Here is a 24,997-nt window from a genome sequence, read left to right as displayed (position 1 = left end):
GCATGCCGCTGACCGAAACCGAGTGGGACCTGGTCACCACCTGGGTGCAGAACCATCTGCTCGACACCACCGAGCCGCACGACCGGCTCGCCGAGTGCGGCTTCCCCGGGGACTTCGTCGCCGCGCTGCCGCTGACCCACGTCAGCTCCGACAACGCCCGGGCCCTCGTGCACCGCTCGCGCACGGACATCCAGCGGCAGCTGCAGCTGATGGAGGCGCTCACCGGCGTCGACGAACTGGCCGTCCTGCCCGACATCGTGAAGGTGCGGGAGTTCCGGGACCGGCTGCGGGAGGACTGCCGCGCGCACGCCGCGCAGGACACCTTCCGCACCTGCGTACTGAAGAACGGCGCCGAGGCCTTCATCGACCGGCAGGGGCTGCGGGAGACGCTGCGCCGGTTCATCGCCGACCCCGACAAGTGCATCCTGCTGGTCGACGGCGAGCCGGACAGCGGCCGCTCCTACACCTACACCTTCCTGCGCCACATCGGTCAGCACAGCGGCTTCCGTCCCGTCCGGGTCACCCTGTCGCGGACCTCCACCGCGGCGAAGGTCGTCCGGCGGCTGGCCGACTTCGTCGCCGAGCCGGGCACCGAGGCCGCCCCGCTCAACCCCACCGACCTCAACGACCCGCTGCCGTCCGTCGACGAGGCCGCGCACTGGGTCGCCGGCCGGGCCACCGCCGCCGAGGAACGGCTGTGGCTGGTGCTCGACGAGTGCGACCGGCTCGACCCCGGTTCCGACGTGTGGGACTTCATCGGGCAGCTCGCCACGGCCGTCTACGAGCACTCCGCGGTCCACGGCGACCAGGCGCCCCGGCTGGTGCTGCTCGGCTACGGGCGGGCCATGCGCCAGCTCCCGTACGACCTGCGCGGCAGTTTGTGCTGGGACACCGCGCGGGTCGTCGAACGGGGCGATCTGCGCTCCTTCTTCCACCAGGTCTTCCACGAATCGCCGCCGGAGGTGCTGACGGCCGGCGGCCCGCAGGAGTCCGCCATCGACGAACTCGTCGAGGTCGCCGTGGAAGAGGTGCTCTACGCCGCGGAATCCGGCGGTGGGGGCGGCGAGAGCTACATGCGCCGGGTCAGTACGGCGGTGGAGGGAGCGGTCCGTGTCTACCGGTCCCTCTGAGCGCCCCCCGTCGGGCCTGCGGGAAGTCTTCGCGGCCCGGCTGCGGGAGGCGCTGCACACCGGCGGTCAGCGCCCCGGCGGCATCTCCCCCACCCGCCGCGCCTACCGCGAGGCGGCCTGTCTGCTCGCCCGTTTCGACCCGCGGGAGCTGCGGCTGCCCGACGAGAAGCACGCCACCGGCCGGGCGGTCCTGGAACTCGTCGACGACTGCACGACCCTGGGCATGGGGGAGCAGGCCGGCTGGGCCCTGAAGGCCGAGGTCCGGGAGGAGACGCTGCGCGGGCTGGCCGGGCCCGAGGCCGCCCGGCGCCTGCTCGCCGCCCACATCAACCAGCTGCCCGTCGAGCCCGGGCCGGAACGGTTCGCGCTGGCCCAGCTGTTCGGCACGCCGCTGGCGATCGACCGGCTGACCTCCGGCGAACTGGCCGACGCCCTGCAGGCGGTGCTGTGGCTGTCCCGGGTGCCGGGCATGACCGGCCTGCCGGACGCCGGCCGGCTGCAGCGCGCCCTGGAACGGGCCCGGCTGCTGGAGCCGCTGGAACGCCTGGTCCGCCGCCCGTTCCAGGGCCGGGCCCGGGAACTCGCCGAGCTGCGCGCCTATCTCGCGCACCCCGGCGGCGCCGCACCGCCCGAGCCGCCGGCGGCCGGCCCCGGCGGCCGCCTGGCACCGGTCCCCCCGATGGTCATCCACGGCCCCGGCGGCATGGGCAAGAGCACCCTGCTCGCCAAGTTCCTGCTGGACAGCGTCCACGACCCGGCCGGCGGCATCCCGTTCGCCTACATCGACTTCGAGCGCCCCACCCTCTCCGTCCAGGAACCGGTCACCCTGATCGCGGAGGCGGCCCGGCAGCTCGGCGTCCAGTACCCCGCCCACCGCGCCGAACTGGACGCACTGGCGGAGGAGTGCCAGCAGGCCGCCCGCAGCCAGCGCGAGGGGCAGGAGCGGGTCACCCAGCTGCAGGAACTCGCCACCACCCGGGCGGTCCTCGGCCGCCCCTTCTCGCAGCAGTTCCAGTCGGCGGCCACCGGCCGGGAGACCGGGCTGGTCCGGCGGGTCGGCGAGGTCCTGGCACGGGCGGTCGCGGAACGGAAGTCCCGCCCGGACGAGCCGGACCCGCCGTTCGTGATGGCCGTGGACACCTTCGAGGAGGCGCAGTACCGCGGCTCGCCGGCCCTGGGCCGCATCGTGGCCATCCACCTGTCTTTCCAGAGCGTCTATCCGCGGATGCGGCTGGTGATCTCCGGACGGGCCCCGGTCGACCACCCGGCGAAGCCGATGAAGCCGTTCGACATCGAACTCGGTGAACTCGACGCGGAGGCGGCGGTGGGCCTCCTGACGTCCTGCGGCGTGGACGACCCCGAGGTGGCCCGGGAGCTGGCCGACCGGGTCGGCGGCCATCCGCTGAGCCTGAAGCTGGCGGCGCGGGCGGCGATCCTCGCGGGCCAGGAGGGCGAATCCACCGGTGAGCTGATCTGCAGTCTGCCCGAGCGCCGGCGGGAGGTCTTCCGCCGGGTCGACCAGCTGCTGGTGCAGGGCATCCTCTACGAACGGATCCTCAGCCACATCGCCGACGCCGACGTCCGCCGGCTCGCCCACCCGGGCCTGGTGCTGCGGGTCATCACTCCGGAGATCATCAAGGACGTGCTCGCCGGACCGTGCGGCATCGACGTGCCGGGCCCGGACCGGGCCCGGGAGCTGTTCGGCGAGCTGAGCCGGCTCGACATGGTCGAGCCGGCCGCTCCCGACGCGCTGCGCTACCGCGGCGACGTCCGGGCCATCATGCTGCGGCTGCCCGGCGGCGACCGCACCGCGGTGATGCGGGAGGTCGAGCGGCGCGCGGTGGCGCACTACGCGGCCCGCGACGGGCTGGAGGCGCGCGCCGAGGAGATCTACCACCGGCTGCGGCTGGACGAGAACCCCCGCTCGGTGGAGGAGCGCTGGCTGCCGGGCGTCGAGCGGTTCCTCGCCGGGGCGCAGCAGGAGATGTCGCCGCGGGCCGCGGGGCTGCTCACCGCCCGGCTCGGCGGCGGGGCACCCGACCACGTGACGGCCGGCGCGGACCAGGAGGACTGGGAGCGGATCGCCGCCCGGGAGGTCGAGGACCTGCTGGCACAGGGGTTCGCCGAGGCCGCCCTGGAGCGGGTCGGCAGGCGCCGCCCCTGGACGCCGTGCAGTCCGCTGCACGCGCTGTACGCCGAGGCGCTCAGCAGCGTCGGGCGGCGGGACGAGGCCCGGCGGGCGGTCGCCGACGCCCTGGGCCCGGCCGAACGCGCCGGGTGCGGGGAGCGCCGGCTGGAGCTGCTGCTGCTCTCCGCCCGGCTCGCGCAGGAGGACGGCGATCCGGCGCAGGCCGACCGCGCGCTGCGGGCCGCGGAGGACGTCGCGGTCGGCCTCGGGCAGGACCTGGAGGCGATGGGCGCACTGCTGGCCCGGGCCCGGCTGACCACCGACGAGGGGCACGCCGAGCCGGCCACCGGCCGGCAACTCGCCGAACGGCTGCGGAAGTTGCCCGACGACGTACTCTCCGAGCGGCCCGTGCTGGTGCGCGCGGTCGCCTCGCAGATCTACACCCAGGCCCCCGGCGCGCTGGAACACGCGGTGGAGGTGGTGGGGCTGCCGTCCGACGACGAGACGCTGGACGCGCTGGGCGCGGCGATGCGCCGGGCGACCCGCCGGCAGCCGGCGCTGCTGGGCAAGGTGATGGAGATCCTGGACGAGGCCGCCGGGCCGTCCCGGCCGCAGCCCGGGACCGCGCCGACCAGCATCGCCGGGATCCTCCGGCTCGCCCGGGACCGCGGCACCCTCGACGCGCTCGCCCGGCGCCTCCTGGCCGTGCCGGACCGGAGCGGGGAGATCGTCGCCGGGGTGGCCGCGGCGATGGGCGCGGGCAGCGGTGGGCGGACCGCCACCGGAGCACACATCCGCGCCGCCCCGGCACCGGAGGAACGGCATGCCCGCGAAAGGCGTGATGACCTGTGAACGGCTATCTCTCGCCGGACGAGATCCGGGCGGTGCTCGACGCCGCGACGGAGACCGGGCTCGCCGACCCGTCGGTGCGGCCGCTGCTGATGGACGGGATCATGCCCCGCTACCGCGGCACGCTGCCGCTGCACCCCGCGCCGGGCCGCCAGGTGCACTCCGACCTCAACCAGATGAACCGGGTGGAGCGGCTGGTCGACGGCTCGGTGCCGCTGGAGATCTGGCTGCGCAACGCCGTCGCCGAGACCACCGAGGCCGGGCCGCTCACCGTCTTCCAGCGGGCCCTGGACGACGTGGCGCGCCAGGCGGGCGGGGAGCCGGACGTCCTGGCCACGATGCCCTCGCCCGGGGAGATCAAGGAGGAGATCGTCCACCGGGACGACACCGTGCCGATCGGGTTCCTGCGCGGCGGGGAGCTGGCCGGCGGGGCGGTGGCGCGCCTCAAGGTGCCGCCGTACCAAGGGGGTGCGCCGCTGCAGCCGAACGGCTTCCCGCACTCCGGCACCGGCTGGCTGATCGCCCCCGACCTGCTCGTCACCAACCACCACGTGGTCAACGCCCGGGCCGGGACCGGCACGGGACGGCCGGTGGCGGACCCGGAGGATCTGCACCTGCAGGCCCGGCACACCCGCGCCCGGTTCGACTACGACACCGACGACGTGGAGACCGAGGAGGCCGCGGTCAGCGAACTCGTCGCGTCCGACGCGGCGTTGGACTACGCGGTGCTGCGGCTGGCCGAGGCGCCGGCCCGGCCGGTGCTGCGGCTGGCGGAGCGCCCGCTGACGGTCAACCGCGGCGACTACGTCGCGGTCAACATCATCCAGCACCCCGGCGGCCTGCCGAAACGGGTCGCGCTGCGCAACAACCTCGTCTACGAGGCGGACGAGAACGACGTGCGCTACTTCACCGACACCCGCGGCGGGTCGTCGGGCTCGCCGGTCCTCACGGACGACTGGAAGGTGGTGGCGCTCCACCGCGGCACCCGGCGCGTGGAGGACGTGCTGTTCCAGGGCCGGACCACGGCGTTCGTCAACGTCGGCACCCAGATGCGCAGCGTGCTGCGGCATCTGGAGACCACCAGTCCCGGCATCCATGCCGAGATCCAGGCGGCACAAGCGGCGCCGTAGCACGAGGCGACGGCGCGTTCGAGGAGGGCGAGATGCACAGACGGCACAGATCACCGGTCGCGGCCGGTCCGGAGCAGGTCTTCTCGAATCTGCACGAGGTCGCGGCACGGGTGCGTCAGGGACTGTCGTCCGAGATCCCGGAGTCCCTGGAGGAGCTGCCGGCGGAGCGGCAACCCGCGGGCCAGATCGGGCAGTTCGCGCAGGCGGAGCGGGCCCGGGTGCTGACCGCCGGCGCAATCGGCCTGGAGAAGCTCGCCGAGGGGCGCACGGACGACATCAGCGACGACGAGTCCTTCGGCATGGAGGCGATCGTCCTGCTGGAGGGCCGCCCGGCGATCCTCGTCCAGAACCACGACTTCGCGCCGCAGCAGGGCGACTGGGCGGTGCTCGACGGGCACCGGGCGGCGATCCGGGAGTCGTTCGCGCGGGTCGGCCGGGTCGAACTGACCGGCCACCTCAGCCTGGACTGGCTGGGCACGGCGTTCCTGGTCGGCCCGGACGTCGTTCTGACGAACCGTCATGTGGCGGCGGAGTTCGCCCGCAGCAACGGCCACGGCTGGACCTTCCAGCAGGGCATCAGCGCCAACGTCGACACCGGCGAGGAATACCTCGACCCCGTCTTCGGGGGTGGCGGCACGCCGCCCGCGGCCGGGAGCCCCTCCTTCGACGTCGTCGAGGTGGTGGGCATCCACGACGACGTCGACCTGGCCCTGCTGCGGGTCGCCCCGACGGCCGGCGGCGGCACACCACTGCCCCCTCCCCTGGCGGTGGCCGCCGACGCCCCGGCCGACCTGCCCGGCCGCCCGGTGTACTGCGTGGGCTACCCGGCGTACGACGGCCGGCGCAACGAACCCGAGTCGATGCGCCGGATCTTCATGGACATCTACAACGTCAAACGGCTGCAGCCCGGCACCACCACGGGGCTGGTGCCGGACCGGAACGTCATCACACACGACTGCTCGACGCTGGGCGGCAACAGCGGCTCCCCCGTCATCGACCTCACCGACCACCGGGTGCTCGGACTGCACTTCGGCGGCCGCTACGGCCTTTGCAACTACGCCGTGCCGCTGTGGCAGATGGTCGACGATCCGCTGCTGGCCCGGGCGGAGATCAACTTCGTCTGAGTCCGGCCCGGCCCGCGCTCCGCCCGCGGGCCGGCCGCTCTACTTGACGAACTCGGTGGTGTAGGTCTTCTTCAGGTCCACCGACGCGTTCTTCAGGTTGGGGTTGAAGGACTTCAGAACCCGCTCGACGGTCGCCGGCCCCTCCGCCGGCATCACCCCGTCCTTGGTGAACATCGGCAGGGTGTCCTTGATCGCCTGCACGTAGAGCTGCTTGCCGCCCTGCGCGTAGTCGGCCGGCATCTTGTCGGCGATCTGCTCGGGCGTGTGCGTGGACATCCACTTCAGGGTCCGCACGAAGGCCTTGGCGAGCTTGCGCACGGTGTCCTTGTGGCTGTTCACCCAGTCGGTGTTCATGTAGAGGCTGGACGACGGGTACGGGCCGCCGAGCGCCTCCTTCGACCCCTCGGGCGTGCGCATGTCGACGAGCACCTTGCCCAGGTTCTTGTCGACGACCTGCGCCACGGTCGGGTCGGTGGTCATCCCGCCGTCGATCGAGCCCTGCTTCATCGCGGAGAGGAAGGTCTGCCCGGCACCGACCGCCACCGGGGTGAACTCGTGCGTCTGCACCCCGTTCTTCACCGCGAGGTACTTGGTCAGGAAGTCGGTGGACGAGCCGAGCCCGGTGACGCCGAGCTTCTTGCCCTTGAAGTCCTTGGGCGAAGTGACCTCCGCCGCCGCCTTGTTGGACACCACCTCGACCTCGCCGGGCGCGTGCGCGAACTGCACCACCGACTCCACCTGCTTGCCCTTCACCTGCAGGTCGAGGGTGTGGTCGTAGAAGCCGACGACGCCCTGGACGTCACCGGAGAGGAGCGAGGTGGTGGCCTGCACACCGGCCGGTTCGGTGAGCAGCGTGACGTGCACGCCCTCGTCCTCGAAGTAGCCCAGCTGCTGGGTGAGTCTCGCAGGCAGGTAGATCACCTTGTCGAGACCGCCCACCATGATCTTGATCTTGCCGTTGTCGCCGCCGGCCGCGGCGTCCTGGGACCCGCTGCCACCGCAGGCGGTGAGGGTGGTGAGGGCGAGCAGGGCCGAGGCCGCCGCGGCGGTCAGCTTGACGGACGTACGCATGATCAAATCCTTGGGTAGGTCGTTGAGTTGGCGGAAGAACAGCAACGGCAGGTCAGCGGCCGTCCGTGGCGTCGGCCGGCTTCCAGCGGAACAGCCGCTTTTCGAGGAACGCCAGCAGCCCCTCGGCGAGCAGGGCGACCACGGCGAGGATCACCATGGCGGCGTACACCCCGGCCGCGTTGAACGTGCCCTGGGACGCCGAGACCAGCAGACCGAGGCCCTTCGTCGCGCCGATGTACTCGCCGACGATCGCGCCGATCAGCGCGAAACCGAAGCTGACGTGCAGACTCGTGAAGATCCACGAGGTCGCCGACGGGATCACCACCTGCAGGGTGACCTGACGGTTGCTCGCCCCCAGGATCCGGGAGTTGGCGACCAGATTGCGGTCCACCTCCCGGGCACCCTGGAACGCGTTGAAGAACACCGGGAAGAACACCAGGACCACGGCGGACGCCACCTTGGACGCCGGGCCCAGCCCGAACCAGATCAGGAAGATCGGGGCCAGCACGATCCGCGGCAGCGCGTTCAGCACCTTGATGTACGGGCCGAGCACATCGGCCAGGAAACGCACCCGGCCGAGCGCGATGCCCAGCACCACTCCGGCGAGGACACCGATGACCCAGCCGAGCAGCGCCTCGTAGAGCGTGTACCCGATCTGCTCCCACAGCGGGCCCTGCGGGGTGCCGTTCAGCGCCCACTGGCTCATCTGGTCCCAGATCCTCGACGGCATCGAGAAGTTGAACGGATCGATGACCGCGGCCCGGGCCAGCCCCTCCCACAACCCGAGCAGACCGACCAGCAGCAGCACCCGGGTGCCGTACACCAGCAGCCGGCGCCGGCGCGCGGCACGCGCCCGCTCCCGCGAACGGTCCCCACGGGCACCGGACGTGACCACCGCGACGGGCGCGGAGACGGTCTCAGGCGGCATCGGCGGCACCCCTCTCGCGGGTGATCCGGACCTCTTCGCCGAGCGAGGACCAGATCTCCCGGTAGATCTCGATGAACCGCGGCTCCAGCCGCACCGACTCGACCCGCCGGGGCCGCGGCAGATCGATCTCGAAGACCTCCTTCACGGTCGCCGGCCCGGCGGTCATCACCACCACCTTGTCGGCCAGCGCGATCGACTCCTCCAGGTCGTGCGTGACGAACACGACGGACGCACCCGTCCCCGACCACAGCTCCAGCAGCTCGTCCGACATCAGCGCCCGGGTCTGCACATCGAGCGCCGAGAACGGCTCGTCCATCAGCAGGATCCCCGGATCGTTGACGAACGTCGCGGCCAGCGCGACCCGCTTGCGCTGGCCACCGGAGAGCTGGTGCGGATAGCGGTCCTCGAAGGACGCCAGCCCCACCCGGGCCAGCCACTCCCGCGCCCGCTGTCTGGCCTCCGCCTTCGGCACCCCGCGGAAGCGCGGCCCGGCCATCACGTTCGACAGCACGGTCCGCCAGGGGAAGACCGCGTCCTGCTGGAACACGAACCCGACCGTGTCACCGATGCCGCGCACCGGCTCCCCGCCCACCAGCACCTCGCCCCGGGTGGGCTCCTCCAGCCCGCTGATCAGGGTGAGCGTGGTGGACTTCCCGCATCCGGTGGGGCCGACCACGGCGACGAACTCACCGCGCCCGACGACCAGATCCAGATCCCGTACGGCGGTGTGCGATCCGCCCGAAGGGGTCCGGAACGTCTTGCTGGTGCCCCGTAGTTCGATGGCGGGGCTCAGGTGGCTGTTCATGGCCCGGGAGGCTAGGTGTGATCCGGCGCAGCGACACCCTTGTGGGCACAACCCGCCTTTCTGCGCGCAAACCCTGTTGTGCTCGTTTTGCTCACGCTAGAACAACAACAACATCACCAGGGGGTGCGCGGATGCTCACGCACGGCATACCGTTGCGAGCACACGCCGTAAAGAGAATGTGACGGTTCCGCGCGCACGCGGCAGGGGCCCGAGGACGAGGAGAGCATGCGGATCCACTGGCCCCGGCGCGTCTTCGCCCAGGTGCTGACCGCCCAACTCACCCTCACCACCGGCGTGATGGTGCTCGCCACCAGCCTGTTCCTCGCCCCGCTCAGCTCCGAACTCGACGACCAGGCGATGCGCCGCGCACAGTCCATCGCCCAGACCACCGCCACCGACCCCGACCTCCCCCGCGAAGTGACCACCACCCCGCCCGACCGGAACGGGCCCGTACAGCACACCGCGGAACGGATCCGCCGGGCGACCGGCGCCCTGTACGTCGTCGTCATGGACACCCGCGGAGTGCGCTGGTCCCACACCCACCCCTCCCAGATCGGCCGGCACGTCTCCACCGACCCCAGCCGCACCCTCGCCGGACGCGAGGTGCGGCAGATCGACACCGGCACCCTCGGACGATCGGCCCGCGCCAAGGTCCCGCTGCGCGACCGCCGCGGCCGCATCGTCGGCGCGGTCTCCGTCGGCATCGCCTACGACAGCGTCCGCAGCCGCCTGATCGGCGCCCTCCCCGACGTGCTGCGCCCCGCGGCCGCCGCACTCGCCGTCGGCGTGCTGGCCGCGGTCGCCCTCGCCCGCCGGCTGCGCCGCCGTACGCACGGCGTCGCGTTCACCGACATCTCCGCACTGCTCGCCGAACGCGAGGCGATGCTGCACAGCATCCGCGAGGGCGTGGTCGCCTTCGACCGGCACGGCCGGATACGGCTGGTCAACGACGAGGCCGGACGACTGCTCGGAATCGACGCCGGGGCCGCCGGACGGGCCCTGGAGGACGTGCTGCCACCGGGCCGGACCACGGAGGTGCTGGCCGGGCGCGTGGCGGGCACCGACCTGCTGGCCGTCTGCGGCGGCCGGGTACTGATCGCCAACCGCGTACCCACCCGGGACGGCGGAGCCGTGGTCACCCTCCGGGACCGCACCGAACTCGAACTGCTCGGCCGCGAACTCGACGGCACCCAGGGCCTGTTGGACGCCCTCCGCGCCCAGGACCACGAACACGCCAACCAGCTGCACACGGTACGCGGACTGCTCGAACTCGGCCGCTACGAGAAGGCCGTCGAATTCGTCACCGAGGTCGCCAGCGCCCACCGGGCCTCCGCGGAACAGATCGCCGAGCGGGTGCACGACCCACTGCTCTCCGCCCTGCTCGTCGGCAAGGCCGCCATCGCCGCCGAACGCGGGGTGTCACTGCGGATCTCCGACGCCACGCTGCTGCCGGACACCGTGGTCGACCCGCGCGACCTGGTGACCGTCCTCGGCAACCTGATCGACAACGCACTGGACGCCACCGCCGAACACCACCGCCAAGACCCCTTCGTCGAGGTCGAGTTGCGGGCCGAGCACCGCACCGTCGTCCTGCGGGTCTCCGACACCGGGCCGGGGGTACCGCCCGCGATGCGCGAGCAGATCTTCGCCGAGGGCTGGTCCACCAAGGCCCCCCGCCCACCGGCCACCACCCGGCCGGCCGGGGCCCCGGTGACCTTCCACCGCGGCCGCGGCATCGGCCTGGCCCTGGTACGCCGACTCGCCGAACGCTACGGCGGCATGGCCCGGGTCACCGCCCGCGCGGGCGGCGGCGCGGTGTTCACCGTCGTCCTGCCCGAAGCCCTTCAGGAGGAACGCACCACCGCGTCGATCGGAGAGCCACGATGACCTGGGATCGCCACTATGCCCGTGGGGGCCACTTATGACTGGGGAGCGCCAGGACGACCGTGGGAGCCACTTACGACCGGGGAACGTCACGATGCCCGTGGGGGCCACTTATGACTGGGGAGCGCCAGGATGCCCGCGAGAGTCACTTATGACCGGGGAGCGCCAGGATGCCCGTGGAAACGTCACGATGCCCGTGGGAGTCGCGATGACCGCGAGAGGGTCGGGATGACCGTGGGAGTCACGATGCCCAGGGGCCCCCGATGATCGACGTCCTCGTCGTGGACGACGACTTCCACGTCGCAGAGATCAACGCCGCCTACGTCTCACAGGTGCCCGGCTTCCGGGTCACCGGCTGCGCCCACACCGCCGCCCAGGCACTCGCCGCCCTGGAACGCACCCCCGCCGACCTGGTGCTGCTTGACCACTACCTGCCGGACGAGAACGGGCTGTCGCTGCTCCGGCGACTACGGCAACTCGGCCACCGCACCGACGTGATCATGGTGACCGCGGCCCGCGACGTGACGACCATCCAGGACGCGATGCGCTCCGGGGCGCTGCAGTACCTCGTCAAACCGTTCGGCTTCTCCGGACTGCGCGCCAAGCTCGACGGCTACACCGCGCTGCGCCGCACCGTCGAAGGAGTGAGCGGCCGCGGCGACGCCGGCCAGGAACAGGTCGACCGGATATTCGGCGCCTTCCGGACCGCCGAATCCCCGCACACCGAACTCCCCAAGGGCCACTCCGCGGCCACCGTCGGGCTGATCCGCCAGGTCCTGGACACGGCCGGCGCACCACTGTCCGCCCACGAGGTCGCCGCCCGCGCCGGCGTCAGCCGCTCCACCGCCCAGCGCTACCTCAAACACCTGGAACGCAGCGGCCACATCATCCTCACCCTCAAATACGGCGACACCGGCCGCCCGGAACACCGCTACCACTGGGCGGCAACGGGCTGACCTCAGAGCTGACCGCGGGGCCGCGCCCGGGCGGCGGTGGGCTGGCCGGGCGGGCGCGTCCGGGCGCCAGTGGGGTGGCCGGGCGGGCGCGTCCGGGGGGGAGTGGGGCGGCCGCGGGGTGGCGTCCGGGCCGACAGCGGGCTGGCCGGGCGGGCGCGTCCGGGCGGCAGCGAGCTGATCGCGGCGCCGCGGCCGGGCGGCAGCGGGATGGCCGCGAGGCCACGGCCGGCCGGCAGCGGACAGACCGGGCGGGCGCGTCCGAGGGCAGCGAGCTGACCGCTGGTCGCCCTCGCCCCCGATTGCGTCTCCCGGTGCACCCCCGTTGCGCCTCCCTTTCCGACCTCCTGGGCAATCCTTCCGTCTGGGCCCCGGGGCGATGCGCACCCCCTAGCCTCTCGATCATGACGATCTCGACGCCCGGCGCGGAGGGCCCGGCCCCCCTCCCCGCCCCCACTCTGCTCGCCGCCGCGGAACTCACCGCCGACCCGGGCCTGGCGGCCCACTTCCCGGCCGAGGCGCACCGGGTGCTGGCCGACCTGGTACGTTCCGGCGCCCCCCTCGGCTGGGACGACCCGCCGGCCGTCGACGAGGTGACGGAACTCCTCGGCCGGGTCCTGCGCGCCGCACGGCACGGCGACGGTGCCCTGCGCGCCGCCTATCTCGGCCGCCGGCTGGTCGGGCTGGGGTACTGGCTGCGCTATACCCAGGCGACCAACCGGCAGCACGCCGATCTGGTGAAGATCGCGGTGGCCGCCGAGGCACACGGCCGTGGCATCGGCAGGTCGCTGACCAGCACTTTGGTCGCCGATGCCCGCAAGGCGAACATCGAGGTCCTCACACTCGACGCCCGCGCCGACAACACCCGTGCGCTCCGCCTCTACCGCTCCCTCGGCTTCCGCGAATACGGCCGGCTGCCCGACTTCGTCGCCATGGGCGGCCGCCGCTACGACAAGGTCTTCTACATGCTGGACCTCCGCACCGAAGACCCCTCCGCCCTCCGTCCGGATCCCTCCACCACTTGACATCCCCCTCCCCCACGTCCCAGGATCCGTCTCGTGACGAACCTGTCAGACAGCCAGACAGCACCGGCCGGCCCAGCCGCCTCCGGGGGTGCACCCCGCCGCGTCAGCGCGATGGAAGCGGTCCTGCTGCATCTGCGCGGCGCCATCGAACGGGGCGAGTACGCGGTCGGCGACAAGCTCCCCTCGGAGGCGGAACTCTGCCGCCGCCTGGAGGTGAGCAGGCCCGTACTGCGCGAGGCCCTGCGCGCCCTGCAGACCATGGGACTGACCGTCTCGCGCACCGGCAAGGGCACCTTCGTCGTCTCCGACGGCGCGGTCGCCGACCCCACCTTCGGTGACTACGCGGCGAGCGACCTCCTGGAGGTCCGCCGCCATGTGGAGATCCCGGTGGCCGGCTACGCGGCGCAGCGCCGGACCCCGGAGGACCTCGACCACCTCACCCACCTGCTGGAACGGATGGAGCGGGAGACCGACACCACCGCCTGGGTGGCCATGGACACCCTCTTCCACCTGGCCGTCGCCCAGGCGGCCCGCAACCCGGTCTTCCGCCGCGTCATCGAGGAGATCCGCGACGCACTGGCCCGGCAGTCGGCGTTCCTCAACGAGCTCGGCGGCCGTCGCGAGCAGTCCAACCGCGAACACCGTGCCATCGTCGAGGCCCTCGTCGACAGCTCCGCCCACGACGCCGAACAGGCCATGTCCCACCACCTGTCCCGCGTAGAGACCACCCTCACCCACATCGTCGCGCCGACCCCGCCCACCACCGCCCCGGCCCCCAGCCCGACCCCGGAACCCGAGCCCCAGCCGTGAACAACATCCCTCGCCACGAGCCGTCCCCCCTCGCCGAGCCCTCCGGCCACCGGGCATCCTTCGGAGAACCCACCACCCACGAACGACCTCCCCTCGCCGAACCGTCGCCCTCCTCCCCACGGGCGGACGCCCCGACGGCATCCGCACAGACGGAGGCCCGAACGGCATCCGCGACACCGAAAATGCAGGCCAGCGCGGTTTCAACGCCGCCCCCGACCAGCGCGGCTTCGGCACCGCCCCCGACCAGCACGGTTTCGGCACCGCCCCAGACCAGCACGGTTTCGGCACCGCCCGAGATACGCGCCCCCGCCCACGCCCCCATCGCCCATGTGGTGCGCGGAGGCATCGTCGAGGGCATCCACCACGGCTCGGTCGTGGTGCTGGCAGCCGACGGCCGCGTGCAGTTCCAGACCGGCGACATCGAGGCCGCCTTCTACCCGCGCTCGGCCCTCAAGCCGCTCCAGGCAGTCGGCCTGCTCCGCGCGGGCTTGCCGCCGCTGGACGACGAGGCGCTGGCCCTCGCCGCCGCCAGCCACTCCGGCGACGAACGCCACCTGGCCACCGCCCGCCGCATCCTCGCCACCGCCGGCCTGACCGAGGACGCCCTGCGCAACGTCCCCGACCTGCCGTACGGCCCCGCCGAACGCGACGACTGGATCCGCCGCAGCCTGGGCCCCACCCGCCTCACCCAGAACTGCTCCGGCAAGCACGCCGCGATGCTGCTGACCGCCCTCGCCCGGGGCTGGCGGCCGGACACCTACCTCGACCCGGGCCACCCTCTACAGCGAGAGATCGCCGCGACCATCGAGGACCTCACCGGCCAGCGCATCGCCCACGTCACCGTCGACGGCTGCGGGGCCCCGCTCTTTGCGGTCTCCCTGCACGGCCTGACCCGCGCCGCCGCCCGGCTCGCCACGGCAGCCCCCGACACCCACGAGGGCCGCGTCGCGCACGCCATGCGCACCCACCCCGAGATGGTCTCCGGCCCCGACCGGGACACCGCTCGGCTGGTGCGCGCGGTGCCCGGCCTGCTCGCCAAGGACGGGTTCGAGGGCGTTCAGATCGCAGCCCTACCGGACGGGCGCGCGGTCGGCGTGAAGGTGGCCGACGGCGCCGACCGGGCCCGGATGCCTGTGACGGCGGCGGCCCTGGCGCACTGCGGCATTGCCCCGGACGCCCTCGCTGCATTCGCCGCCACACCGGTGATCGGGGGTGGCGCACCGGTGGGAGCGCTGCGGGCGGCGGGGGCGCTCGCACGAGGGCTCGACGCGGACCTCGCCTTCTCCTAAACCCCTGCCAGACGCCGTTCCCCTAAGTCCCTGCTAGACACTCCCAAGCCCTGCACCCCTCCCAAGCCCTGCACCCCTCCCAAGCCGTGTGCCCCTCCCAAGCCCCTGCCAGCCCCAAGCCCTGGTAGACCCCGAGGCCCTGCTAGGACCTAGGACCTAGGGCCTAGGACCTCCTAAGCCCTACTGGGCCTTGGCCTGGCCGGTAGGGGGCTGGGCTTGGAGTGCTGCTGTTCCCCGCCTCCTGTACGCCTCCTGACGCCTCCTTATATTCCGGCAACGATTACGGAGAGTGATTTGTTCCCATGTTCTTCACTCTCTGTGATGAACATGGGTGTGAGGGGCTGGTTGCCCGCTAGATCTTCCAGAACTTCCCAGGTCGGCCAGGTCTTCCCAGGCCGGCCAGGCCTTCCCGGCCGGCCAGGTCTTCCCGGTCGGCCAGGTCTTCCCGGGGGGTCTTCAAGGTCTCCGGGTGGTCGCTGCTCCGGGTGTTCTGCTCCCACTCCTCGTCCCCGTCACCTTCGCCCCCTCCCCTCCCTGCCCCTCCCCTCCCTTCCCCCGCCCGTCTCCAACTCACCCCCTCCCCTCTCCTCCCCTCACCGCAACCGCTTCACCGAAGGAAGATTTTTGATGGCTGCTGTCACTGAACACCGTTGGGAACACGATCTGTTGGGCGATCGGGAGGTGCCCGTCGGGGCCTACTGGGGCGTGCATACGCTGCGGGCGGTGGAGAACTTTCCGATCAGTGGGGCGGCTATCTCTGCGTATCCGCATCTGATCAACGCGCTGGCCGCCGTCAAGGAGGCTGCGGCGCGGGCCAATCAGGAGTTGGGGCTGCTCGACCGGGAGCGGGCGGAGGCGATTGTTGCCGCCTGTCGGGAGATCCGGGTGGAGGGGCGGCTGCATGAGCAGTTCGTTGTCGATGTGATCCAGGGGGGCGCCGGGACCTCCACGAACATGAATGCCAATGAGGTGATTGCCAACCGGGCGTTGGAGATCCTTGGGCATGCGAAGGGCGACTACGCCCGGCTGCATCCGAACGAGCATGTCAATCTCGGGCAGTCGACGAACGATGTGTACCCGACCGCGGTCAAGGTAGCCACGATCATGGCGGTGCGGGAGTTGCTTGAGGCAATGGGGGTACTGCGGGAGAGCTTTGCCGCCAAGGCGGAAGAGTTCCGCGATGTGCTCAAGATGGGGCGGACGCAGCTCCAGGACGCGGTGCCGATGACGCTGGGGCAGGAGTTCTCGGCGTATGCGGTGATGCTGGAGGAGGACCAGAGCCGGCTGGCGGAGGCCGTGCTGCTCATCCATGAGATCAATCTCGGTGCGACGGCCATTGGTACCGGCCTCAACGCGCCCCGGGGATACGCGGAGGCGGCGCGCGGGCACCTGGCCACCCTTACCGGGCTGCCGCTGGTGACCGCGGCCAACCTGGTCGAGGCGACGCAGGACTGCGGGGCCTTCGTCCATCTTTCCGGCGTCCTGAAGCGGATCGCCGTCAAGCTGTCCAAGAGCTGCAACGACCTGCGGCTGCTGTCGTCCGGGCCGCGGGCGGGCCTGGCGGAGATCAACCTGCCACCGGTGCAGGCCGGTTCGAGCATCATGCCGGGCAAGGTCAACCCGGTGATCCCGGAGGTCGTCAACCAGGTCGCCTTCGAGGTGATCGGGAACGACGTCACCATCACGATGGCCGCCGAGGCGGGGCAGCTCCAGCTCAACGCCTTCGAGCCGATCATCCTCCACTCGCTCTCGGAGAGCATCACCCACCTCGGAGCGGCCTGCCGGACGCTCGCCGAACGCTGCGTGGACGGGATCACCGCGAACACCGAAACGCTCCGGGCGAGCGTGGAGAATTCGATCGGGCTGGTCACCGCGCTCAACCCGCACATCGGCTATACGGCAGCGACCGCGATCGCCCAGGAAGCCCTCACCACCGGGCGCGGCGTGGCCGAACTCGTTCTGGAGCAGGGGTTGTTGCCGGCGGATCGGCTTGCGGCCCTGCTGCGGCCGGAGGAAGTGGCGGGCACGGGACGACGAGGATGAGACCGGGACGGCGAGGATGAGACCGGGACGGCGAGGGTGAGAGCGGGACAGCGAGGGTGAGAGCGGGACCGCGAGGTGAGACGACGCCCCCGTACTTCCTCCGGGAGGCGAGAGGCGGGAGGCGGGGCTGAGCCGTCCGGTGGAGCGGGCCCTGCAGGGTCGCCGTCCCCTCTCCGCCCGTAACGCTCTCCGCCCGTAACGCCGACTCGCATCCAGGCCCGAGCCCGTACGCGGAGCGCGTACTCGGAGCCCGTGTCCAGAGCTGGTACCCGGAGCCCGTACGCGGAGCGCGTACCCGGAGCCCGTACCCGGGACGGCCCCGTTCTCCTTGGCCTGGTTCCGGTCCCGGGGCCGCGCTCGCCGGTCCGTTGGCTCAGAATCGTGTCAGGGGCCTTGCGAGGTCCCGTGGACGAGACGCTTCGGAGAGAGGGATCGCATGCGTATCGCGCTGTGCCAGATGACGGCGTCGACCGAGCCGAAGGAGAACCTCGCGGCGGTGCAGGAGCACGTGCGGCGGGCGGCCCGGGAGGGGGCGGGACTGGCGGTGTTGCCCGAGGCGTCCATGGTGCGGTTCGGGGTGCCGCTGGGGCCGGTGGCGGAGCCCCTGGACGGGCCGTGGGCCGAGGGGGTGCGTGCGGTGGCCCGGGAGACGGGGGTAACGGTGGTGGTCGGCATGTTCACCCCGGCGCCTGAGGGGCGGGTGGCCAATACGCTGCTGGCGACCGGGCCCGAGGTCGAGGAGTCGTACGACAAGATCCATCTGTATGACGCGTTCGGGTTCCGGGAGTCGGACACGGTGGCCGCAGGCAGCCGGGTGGTGACCATCGACGTGGAGGGCGCGCGGGTGGGCCTGGCGACCTGCTACGACCTGCGGTTCCCGGAGCTGTTCCGGGCGCATGCGGATGCCGGGGCGACCGTGTCGGTGCTGCCCGCTTCCTGGGGCGCGGGCCCCGGCAAGCGGGCGCAGTGGGACCTGCTGGTGCGGGCGCGGGCACTGGATGCGACGGTGTGGCTGGCAGCCGTCGGTCAGGCGGCCCCGGATCCGCAGGCCGACCCGGAAGTGCCGACGAAGGCGCCGACCGGTGTCGGGCGCAGCGCGCTGGTCGGTCCGGACGGTACGGTGCGGGCCCAACTGGGCGGTGCGCCGGAGCTGTTGGTGGCCGAGGTGGATACGGAGGAGACGGCACGGGTGCGGCGGGCGGTCGCGGTGCTGGACAACCGCCGGCTGTAGCGGGGAGGGGCGGGCGTGAGGGGCCCCGGCCTGCGCCCGCCTCCACCACTGTCAGCGCGTCACACCTGGCGCGCCGGGCACCCCTGACACCCCTGACACCTCAAGCACCACGGCACCACAGGCACCCCACAGCACCTACCACTCACCGACATGCCGCCACCGCACGCCAACACCAACCGTCCAAAACAGTCCCTCACCAACCGTCCAAAACGGTCCATCGCCAACCGCCCAACACCAACCGTCGTCCAGCACCAACCGCCCAACGCACCATCAGTCCATCGCCCACACGCCAACCACCTACCGCCAACCACCTACCGCTCCCCCCTACCGCCAACCCCTCATCGCCCAGCGCTCCCTGACGGTTCGTCACGCAGCCCCAGTCGCAGGTGTTCGACGTGGTACAGGGCCTGGTCGAGGAGTTCGGCGACGTGGTGGTCGTGGAGGGCGTAGACGATCGAGCGACCGTTGCGTTCGCCGGTGACCAGGCCGAGGTTGCGGAGCAGACGGAGCTGGTGGGAGCAGGCGGACTGTTCCATGCCGACGGCGGTGGCGAGGTCGCCGACGGCGCAGGGGCCTTCCTGGAGGCGGGCGAGGATGCGTAGCCGGGAGGGGGTGGAGAGGGCCTGGAGGGTGGCGGCGACGTCGGCCGCGCCGACGGCGTCGAGTCGTTCGCGGGTGGTCATGGTGCTTTTGTCGTCCATTCCGTGGCCCATGGGGTCATCCTAGCGATGACACATGAAGGCCTGTTCATTTGTTCTCCCGGCCCCGCCGCCCCGTTCAGCCGCCGTCCTCCCGCACCATGTCCGCGCACTTCTCCCCGATCATCATCGTCGTGATGCACGGGTTGACGGTGACGAGTTCCGGCATGACCGAGCCGTCCGCGACGCGTAGGCCCGTCACGCCCTTGACCCGCAGTCGGGCGTCGAGTGGTGCCATGACGTCGTCGGCGGCGCCCATCTTCACCGTGCAGGAGGGGTGGTAGACGGTGTTGTGGGTGGTGCGGATGTAGTCGAGGAGTTCGTCGTCGGTGCGGACGTCGGGGCCGGGGGCGAGTTCGGTGCCGGTCCAGCCGGCGAGTGCGGGACGGGCGGCGATCTCGCGGGCCAGCCGCAGGCCGTGGGTCATCACGCGGATGTCGTGGGGGTCGGTGAAGTAGCGCGGGTCGACCTTGGGCTTGTCGCGGAAGTCGCGGGTGCGGAGCCGGACGGTGCCGCGGGAGCGGGCGCGGGTGACGTTCGGGGTGAGGCAGAAGGCGTTCTCGGAGGTGGGGTAGCCGTGCCGGGCGGTGTTGAGGTCGAAGGGCACCGAGCCGTAGTGGAACATCAGGTCCGGGCGGTCGAGGCCGGGTTCGGTGTCGGCGAAGATGCCGATCTCCCACCACTGGTTGGAGGTGGTGACCATGGGTTGTTTCGCCTGCCACATGATGACGCCCTCGGGGTGGTCCTGGAGGTTCTCGCCGATGCCGGGCGAGTGGACGCGGACGTCGATGCCGAGGTCGCGGAGGTGGTCGGCGGGGCCGATGCCGGAGAGCATCAGCAGTTTGGGAGTGTCGAGGGAGCCGCAGGAGACGATGGTTTCGCGGCGGGCGCGGACCGTGCGGGTGTGGATCAGGTCGGGGTCGAGGTAGGCGACGCCGGTGCAGCGCCGGTCGTCGTCGATGAGGAGGTGTTTGGCGCGGATGCCGGTTCGGACGGTGAGGTTGGGGCGGTTGCCCATGACAGGGTGCAGGTAGGCGACCGAGGAGGACTGGCGGATGTTGTTCTCGTCGGAGTTGATCTGGAACCAGTGGGCGCCGCGGATGACGGTCCGGCCGGTGTTGAAGGGTGTGGTGGGGATGCCGCTCTGGGCGCAGGCTTCGAGGAGGGCGGTGCCGCAGGGGTCGGCGGGTTTGATGGTGCGCAGGGTGACGGGGCCGGTGCGGCCGTGGTGGTCGCCGGGTGCGTCGTTGTTCTCCAGGCGCCGGTAGAGCGGGAAGGTGTCGCGGGAGCCCCAGCCGGTGCAGCCGCTCGCCTCCCAGCCGTCGAGGTCCTCGGCGGGTGCCCAGAAGGCGATGCAGGAGTTGTGTGAGGAGCAGCCGCCGAGGACCTTGGCGCGGGCGTGCCGCATGAAGCTGTTGCCGTTCTCCTGGGGTTCGACCGGGTAGTCCCAGTCGTAGCCGGATTCCAGCAGTGCCATCCAGCGTTCCAGGCGCAGGATGTTGTCGTCGCCGATGTCGCTGGGGCCGGCCTCCAGGACGCAGACGGTGACGGTGGGGTCTTCGCTGAGGCGGGCGGCGACGACGTTTCCCGCGGTGCCGCCGCCGACGATGACATAGTCGAACTCGGCGTGTTCCATGGGGTGTTGTCCTCCCGGGCGGTCAGTCGGCCAGTCGGTCAGTCGGTGGCGGCGGTGGTGAGGGGGGCGCCGGTGGTGTCGGTGGTGGCCCGGCCGCTGGTGGCGGCGTGTTCGGCGAGGACGCCGGTGCGGTGCCGTTGGACGCACCAGTAGTAGGCGAAGCCGCCGACGGCGACGGCGCCGACGAACAGCACCGCGCCGTAGCGCAGGTACCAGTGGTGCGGCGGGGTGGCGTTGTAGACGGCGTCGCGGGGCCAGGCGAGGTTGACGATCATACCGGCGCCCCAGAGGACGGCGAGGGCGTTGACCGGCAGGCCCCAGCGGCCCAGGGTGAACCGTCCGCCGCCGGCCGGCGTCCAGCGGCCGCGCAGCCTGGCGATCAGCATCGGGGCGGTGACCAGCAGGTACGCCAGGTAGATCATGATGATGCCGATGCTGGTGACCACGGAGAAGATCTGTGGCTGGCGGATGTTGAGGAGCAGTACGCCGAGGGAGAGCACCCCGACGATGACCGCGGGCAGTACCGGGGTCCGGAAGCGCGGGCTGACCTTGGCCATGAGGGAGGCGGCGGGGAGGTTGTTGTCGCGGGCCATGGCGAACGCCAGCCGGATGGCGGCGGTGTGCACGGCGAGCGCGCAGACGGTGACCGCGATGAGGACGCACCAGAGCATGGCCTTGCCGCCGGTGTCGCCCAGGACGTCGAGGACGACGTACTGGAGTCCGTCGGTGGCCAGTCCCTTACCGTTCAGGCTGCTGACGCTCATCATGGCGAGCAGCAGGATGAGCCCGCCGAGTACGAACGAGGCGATCAGGGCGCGGAGGATGGCGCGGGGTGCGTTGCGTGACGGGTCGAGCGACTCCTCGCCGAGTGAGGCGGCGGTGTCGAAGCCGTACATGACGTAGGCGGAGGCCAGCGAGGCGGTGAGGAAGGCGCCGAGGTAGCCGAGGGGCTGGCCGGCGCCGGCGTGGTGGGTCTGGAGGACGACGTCGGGGCCGCGTACGACGTGGACGGCGAACAGCACGATCAGCACGACGGTGGCGATGAGTTCGATGAAGACGCCGGCGGTGTTGATGCGGGCCATGAGTTTGACGCCGAAGGCGTTGACGAGGGTGGTGAAGAGGATCAGTGCGGCGGCGAGGAGGACGCCGTTGGTGGCGGTGTCGTAGGTGCCGGTGCCGTCGCCGATGAACTGGAAGGCGGCGGAGATCTTCGGGAGGGTGAGCTGGTAGGCGAGTGCCACGGCGGAGAGCGAGACGACGGAGGCGACCAGCATCATCCAGCCGGCCAGCCAGCCGATGTGCGGGTTGGCGAGCTTCTTCGCCCAGTTGTAGACGGATCCGGCGACCGGATGGCGGGCGGCGAGTTCGGCGAAGCACAGCGCGATCATCAGCTGGCCGACGAAGACCAGGGGCCAGGACCACCAGTAGGCGGGGCCGCCGATGCCGTAGCCGAAGTAGAAGAGCTGGAAGGTGCCGGTGAGGATGGAGATGTAGCTGATGCCGGCGGCGAAGGTGTGGAAGTTGCCGAGGGTGCGTTGGAGTTCGGGGCGGTAGCCGAATTCGGTGAGTCCGGTGTCGTCCGGTTCGGGGCCGTCGGCGGGCGGGGCCGTTCTTTCTGATGGTGCGTCGGGTGACGTCAAGGGTCGTCCTCCTCAGTCGAACCAGTGCACCGGCGCGGGCGCGGTGTTGCGCCAGATGTGTTTGATCTCCCGGTACTCGGCGAGCCCGCTGGGGCCGAGTTCCCGGCCGGTGCCGGACTGTTTGAAGCCGCCCCACTCCGCCTGCGGGAGGTAGGGGTGGTAGTCGTTGATCCATACGGTGCCGAGGCGCAGTGCGACGGCGATCCGGTCGGCGCGTGCCTGGTCGGTGGTCCAGACGGCGCCGGCCAGTCCGTAGACGGTGTCGTTGGCGAGGCGTACCGCTTGGTCCTCGTCGGTGAAGCGCTCGACGGTGAGCACGGGTCCGAAGGATTCCTCGCGGACCACGGACATCCCGGCCCGGCAGTCGTCGAGCACGGTGGGCAGGTAGTAGTGGCCGTCGGCGAGTCGGGGGTCGTCGGGGCGGGCGCCGCCGCAGCGCAGCACCGCGCCCTCGGCGAGGCCGGCGGCGACGTAGGCCTCGACCTTGGCGCGGTGGGCGGCGGAGATCAGCGGTCCGGTGCGGGCGTGGGCGTCGAAGGGGCCGCCGAGCCGGATCAGCCGGGTCCGGCGCACGATCTCGTCGACGAAGCGGTCGTGCAGGGCGTCCTCGACGAGCAGCCGGGTGCCCGCCGAGCAGACCTGTCCGGAGTGCAGGAAGACGGCCGTCAGGGCGTGGTCGACGGCGGTGTGGAAGTCGGCGTCGGCGAAGACGATGTTGGGGTTCTTGCCGCCGAGTTCGAGGGCGACGCGTTTGACGGTGCCGGCCGCCGCGGCCATGATGCGCCGGCCGGTGAGCAGTCCGCCGGTGAAGGAGACCATGTCGACGTCGGGGTGGTGGGTGAGCGGGGCGCCGGCTTCCGGTCCGGTGCCCAGGACGAGGTTGGCGACGCCGTCCGGCAGTCCGGCTTCCTGGAGCAGCCGCATCAGGTGGAGGGCGGTGTGCGGGGTGAGTTCGCTGGGCTTCAGCACGAAGGTGTTGCCCGCGGCCAGGGCGGGTGCGACCTTCCAACTCGTTTGCAGGAGTGGGTAGTTCCAGGGGGTGATCAGGGCGCAGACGCCGATCGGTTCGTGCACGATGCGGCTGTCGACGCCGGGGATGCCGGGGTCGGGCAGCCGGCCGTCGTCGGTGTCGGCCAGGCGCGCGAAGTAGCGGAAGCAGGCGGCGACGTCGTCGATGTCGGTTTCGCTCTCGGCCAGGCGTTTTCCGGTGTCGAGGGATTCGGCGCGGGCGAGGGCGGGCCGGTCGCGTTCGAGCCGGGCGGCGACGCGGAGCAGCAGGTCCCCGCGGGTGGCGGCCGGGGTGGTGGGCCAGGGGCCGTGGTCGAAGGCGTGGCGGGCGGCGGCGACCGCGTCGGCGGCGTCCTTGCCGCCGCCCTCGTCGACGACGGCGACCAGGGTGCCGTCGGCGGGGCAGCGGATCTCGCGGGTCCGCTCGTCCCGGGGTGTGGTCCATCTGCCGCCGATGAGCAGGTCAGGCACCGTCGGCTCCCAGCTGCTGCCGGAGCCAGCCGTGGAAGATGCCGATGTGGTGTTCGGTGGGGACGAGGACGCCGCCGGAGCGGTAGGCGCGGGACGACATGGCGGGTTGGGTGCGTTCGCAGGCGGCGAAGTCCTGGGCGTTGACGCGGTGGAACAGTTCGACGGACTTCGACACGTCGGCCCCGGAGGCGAGGACGTCCGGTGCGTAGAGCCAGTCGCATTCGACGACCGTGCGGTCCTCGGCGAGCGGGAACATGCGGTGCAGGATGACGTGGTCGGGTACGAGGTTCACGAAGACCGTGGGCTTGACGGTGAGGGCGTAGTAGCGGCGGTCCTGGTCGTCGGAGACGTCGGGGAGTCTGCCGAAGCCCTCGCTGCCGTCGACGGTGAAGCCCTTGACGCCGTCGCCGAACTCGGCGCCGTGGCCGACGTAGTACTGGGCGGCGTATCCGTCGGCGAACTCCGGGAGTACTTCGGTGAGTTCGGGGTGGATGGTGGCGCAGTGGTAGCACTCCATGAAGTTCTCGACGATGAGCTTCCAGTTGGCCCGTACGTCGTAGGTGAGGCGTTTGCCGAGGGCGAGCCGTTCGGTGCCGTAGTGGTCGAGGGCGGCCGTGTCGCCGAGCCGTTCGACGGCCGCGCCGATCACGGTGTCCTCGAACGACGGTGGCTGGTCGGCCAGGCACACCCATGCGTAGCCGAGCCATTCCCGCAGGGCGACGGTGACCAGGCCGTAGGCGGTGCGGTCGATGTCGGGCATCTTGGTGAGGTTGGGGGCGGCGATCAGCTTGCCGTCGAGGTCGTAGGTCCAGGCGTGGTACGGGCATTGGAGGGTGCGGCGGACCTCGCCCTGGGATTCCGTGCAGAGGCGGGCGCCGCGGTGCCGGCAGACGTTGAGGAAGGCGCGCAGTTCGCCGGTGCGGGAGCGGGTGATCAGGACGTTCTCGCGGCCGACCTGGACGGTGCGGAAGGCGCCGGGCTTGTCGAGGTCGGCGGAGCGGGCGGCGCAGAACCACATGCGCTCGAAGATCCGCTCCTGTTCGGTGCGGAAGAGCGCGGGGTCGGTGTAGTAGTGGCCGGGGAGGGTCGCGACCAGGCTGGGCGGCAGGTGGGTGGTCGTCATGCGCGGACTCCTGGGACGGCG

At 71.6% G+C, this 24,997-nt stretch carries 19 protein-coding genes; 11 read left to right on the top strand and 8 right to left on the bottom strand.

What is annotated here, in order from left to right:
• The first annotated feature begins 2 nt into the window (after nt 1-2).
• The 4 genes from AB0G35_RS05850 to AB0G35_RS05835 are packed head-to-tail and all read left to right on the top strand — an operon-like array spanning nt 3 to nt 6,361.
• On the top strand, nt 3-1,130 hold the full coding sequence (locus tag AB0G35_RS05850) for a hypothetical protein (protein WP_360944265.1): 1,128 nt from the start codon (nt 3-5) through the stop codon (nt 1,128-1,130).
• Entirely contained in the window at nt 1,111-4,110 is a 3,000-nt protein-coding gene (locus AB0G35_RS05845) for an ATP-binding protein (protein ID WP_360944262.1), read from the top strand. The genes AB0G35_RS05850 and AB0G35_RS05845 overlap by 20 nt, the downstream gene beginning before the upstream one ends.
• On the top strand, nt 4,107-5,237 hold the full coding sequence (locus AB0G35_RS05840; protein WP_360944259.1) for a trypsin-like peptidase domain-containing protein: 1,131 nt from the start codon (nt 4,107-4,109) through the stop codon (nt 5,235-5,237). Before AB0G35_RS05845 ends, AB0G35_RS05840 begins: the two co-directional genes overlap by 4 nt.
• Before the next feature lie 32 nt (nt 5,238-5,269).
• Nucleotides 5,270-6,361, top strand: coding sequence for a serine protease (locus AB0G35_RS05835; RefSeq protein WP_360944256.1), 1,092 nt, complete (start codon nt 5,270-5,272; stop codon nt 6,359-6,361).
• A 39-nt stretch (nt 6,362-6,400) separates the two neighbouring features.
• Here AB0G35_RS05835 and AB0G35_RS05830 read toward each other — a convergent pair whose 3' ends face one another.
• From AB0G35_RS05830 to AB0G35_RS05820, 3 genes are read right to left on the bottom strand one after another with little or no spacing between them, the layout of a single operon-like run.
• Complete coding sequence (locus AB0G35_RS05830; RefSeq protein ID WP_360944253.1) at nt 6,401-7,432, bottom strand: ABC transporter substrate-binding protein; 1,032 nt, start codon at nt 7,430-7,432, stop codon at nt 6,401-6,403.
• A 52-nt stretch (nt 7,433-7,484) separates the two neighbouring features.
• Nucleotides 7,485-8,360, bottom strand: coding sequence for an ABC transporter permease (locus AB0G35_RS05825; protein ID WP_360944250.1), 876 nt, complete (start codon nt 8,358-8,360; stop codon nt 7,485-7,487).
• Nucleotides 8,350-9,165: an ABC transporter ATP-binding protein gene (locus AB0G35_RS05820; protein ID WP_360944247.1), complete on the bottom strand. Its 816-nt coding sequence runs from the start codon at nt 9,163-9,165 to the stop codon at nt 8,350-8,352. The genes AB0G35_RS05825 and AB0G35_RS05820 overlap by 11 nt, the downstream gene beginning before the upstream one ends.
• 225 nt (nt 9,166-9,390) lie before the next feature.
• Between AB0G35_RS05820 and AB0G35_RS05815 the strand changes: the two genes are divergently transcribed.
• The 7 genes from AB0G35_RS05815 to AB0G35_RS05785 all read left to right on the top strand — a co-directional run bounded on the left by AB0G35_RS05815 (nt 9,391) and on the right by AB0G35_RS05785 (nt 18,400).
• The gene (locus AB0G35_RS05815) at nt 9,391-11,052 is read left to right on the top strand and encodes a sensor histidine kinase (protein ID WP_360944244.1); all 1,662 of its coding nucleotides are present in this window, start codon (nt 9,391-9,393) and stop codon (nt 11,050-11,052) included.
• Nucleotides 11,053-11,312: 260 nt separating this feature from the next.
• Nucleotides 11,313-12,005: a response regulator gene (locus tag AB0G35_RS05810; RefSeq protein WP_360944241.1), complete on the top strand. Its 693-nt coding sequence runs from the start codon at nt 11,313-11,315 to the stop codon at nt 12,003-12,005.
• A gap of 401 nt (nt 12,006-12,406) precedes the next feature.
• Nucleotides 12,407-13,027 (top strand): GNAT family N-acetyltransferase, encoded by a 621-nt coding sequence (locus AB0G35_RS05805; protein ID WP_360944238.1) that lies wholly within the window; start codon nt 12,407-12,409, stop codon nt 13,025-13,027.
• A gap of 111 nt (nt 13,028-13,138) precedes the next feature.
• A complete protein-coding gene (locus AB0G35_RS05800) occupies nt 13,139-13,837 on the top strand; it encodes a FadR/GntR family transcriptional regulator (RefSeq protein WP_360944619.1) in 699 nt (232 codons plus the stop codon).
• Between the two features lie 296 nt (nt 13,838-14,133).
• Entirely contained in the window at nt 14,134-15,126 is a 993-nt protein-coding gene (locus AB0G35_RS05795; protein ID WP_360944616.1) for an asparaginase, read from the top strand.
• A gap of 627 nt (nt 15,127-15,753) precedes the next feature.
• Nucleotides 15,754-17,169, top strand: a complete 1,416-nt coding sequence (gene aspA, locus AB0G35_RS05790; protein WP_360944235.1) for an aspartate ammonia-lyase — start codon at nt 15,754-15,756, stop codon at nt 17,167-17,169.
• A gap of 436 nt (nt 17,170-17,605) precedes the next feature.
• Nucleotides 17,606-18,400: a carbon-nitrogen hydrolase family protein gene (locus tag AB0G35_RS05785; protein ID WP_360944232.1), complete on the top strand. Its 795-nt coding sequence runs from the start codon at nt 17,606-17,608 to the stop codon at nt 18,398-18,400.
• Between the two features lie 338 nt (nt 18,401-18,738).
• On the opposite strand, the gene AB0G35_RS05780 is transcribed toward AB0G35_RS05785, so the two are convergent.
• The 5 genes from AB0G35_RS05780 to AB0G35_RS05760 all read right to left on the bottom strand — a co-directional run bounded on the left by AB0G35_RS05780 (nt 18,739) and on the right by AB0G35_RS05760 (nt 24,976).
• Complete coding sequence (locus tag AB0G35_RS05780) at nt 18,739-19,113, bottom strand: metalloregulator ArsR/SmtB family transcription factor (protein ID WP_360944229.1); 375 nt, start codon at nt 19,111-19,113, stop codon at nt 18,739-18,741.
• 64 nt (nt 19,114-19,177) lie between these two features.
• Nucleotides 19,178-20,734 carry a GMC family oxidoreductase N-terminal domain-containing protein gene (locus AB0G35_RS05775; RefSeq protein ID WP_360944226.1) on the bottom strand — a complete coding sequence of 519 codons (1,557 nt, stop codon included), beginning with the start codon at nt 20,732-20,734 and terminating at the stop codon, nt 19,178-19,180.
• Nucleotides 20,735-20,772: 38 nt separating this feature from the next.
• Nucleotides 20,773-22,374, bottom strand: coding sequence for an amino acid permease (locus tag AB0G35_RS05770; RefSeq protein ID WP_360944223.1), 1,602 nt, complete (start codon nt 22,372-22,374; stop codon nt 20,773-20,775).
• A 12-nt stretch (nt 22,375-22,386) separates the two neighbouring features.
• Nucleotides 22,387-23,853 carry an aldehyde dehydrogenase family protein gene (locus AB0G35_RS05765; RefSeq protein ID WP_360944220.1) on the bottom strand — a complete coding sequence of 489 codons (1,467 nt, stop codon included), beginning with the start codon at nt 23,851-23,853 and terminating at the stop codon, nt 22,387-22,389.
• Nucleotides 23,846-24,976: an aromatic ring-hydroxylating dioxygenase subunit alpha gene (locus tag AB0G35_RS05760; protein WP_360944217.1), complete on the bottom strand. Its 1,131-nt coding sequence runs from the start codon at nt 24,974-24,976 to the stop codon at nt 23,846-23,848. Before AB0G35_RS05760 ends, AB0G35_RS05765 begins: the two co-directional genes overlap by 8 nt.
• Between the last annotated feature and the right edge of the window lie 21 nt (nt 24,977-24,997).

Source organism: Streptomyces sp. NPDC021749 (assembly GCF_040640655.1).
Classification (GTDB): domain Bacteria; phylum Actinomycetota; class Actinomycetes; order Streptomycetales; family Streptomycetaceae; genus Streptomyces.
Note: the sequence above shows the minus strand (reverse complement) of the source record. Positions and strands in the feature narration are given on the sequence as shown.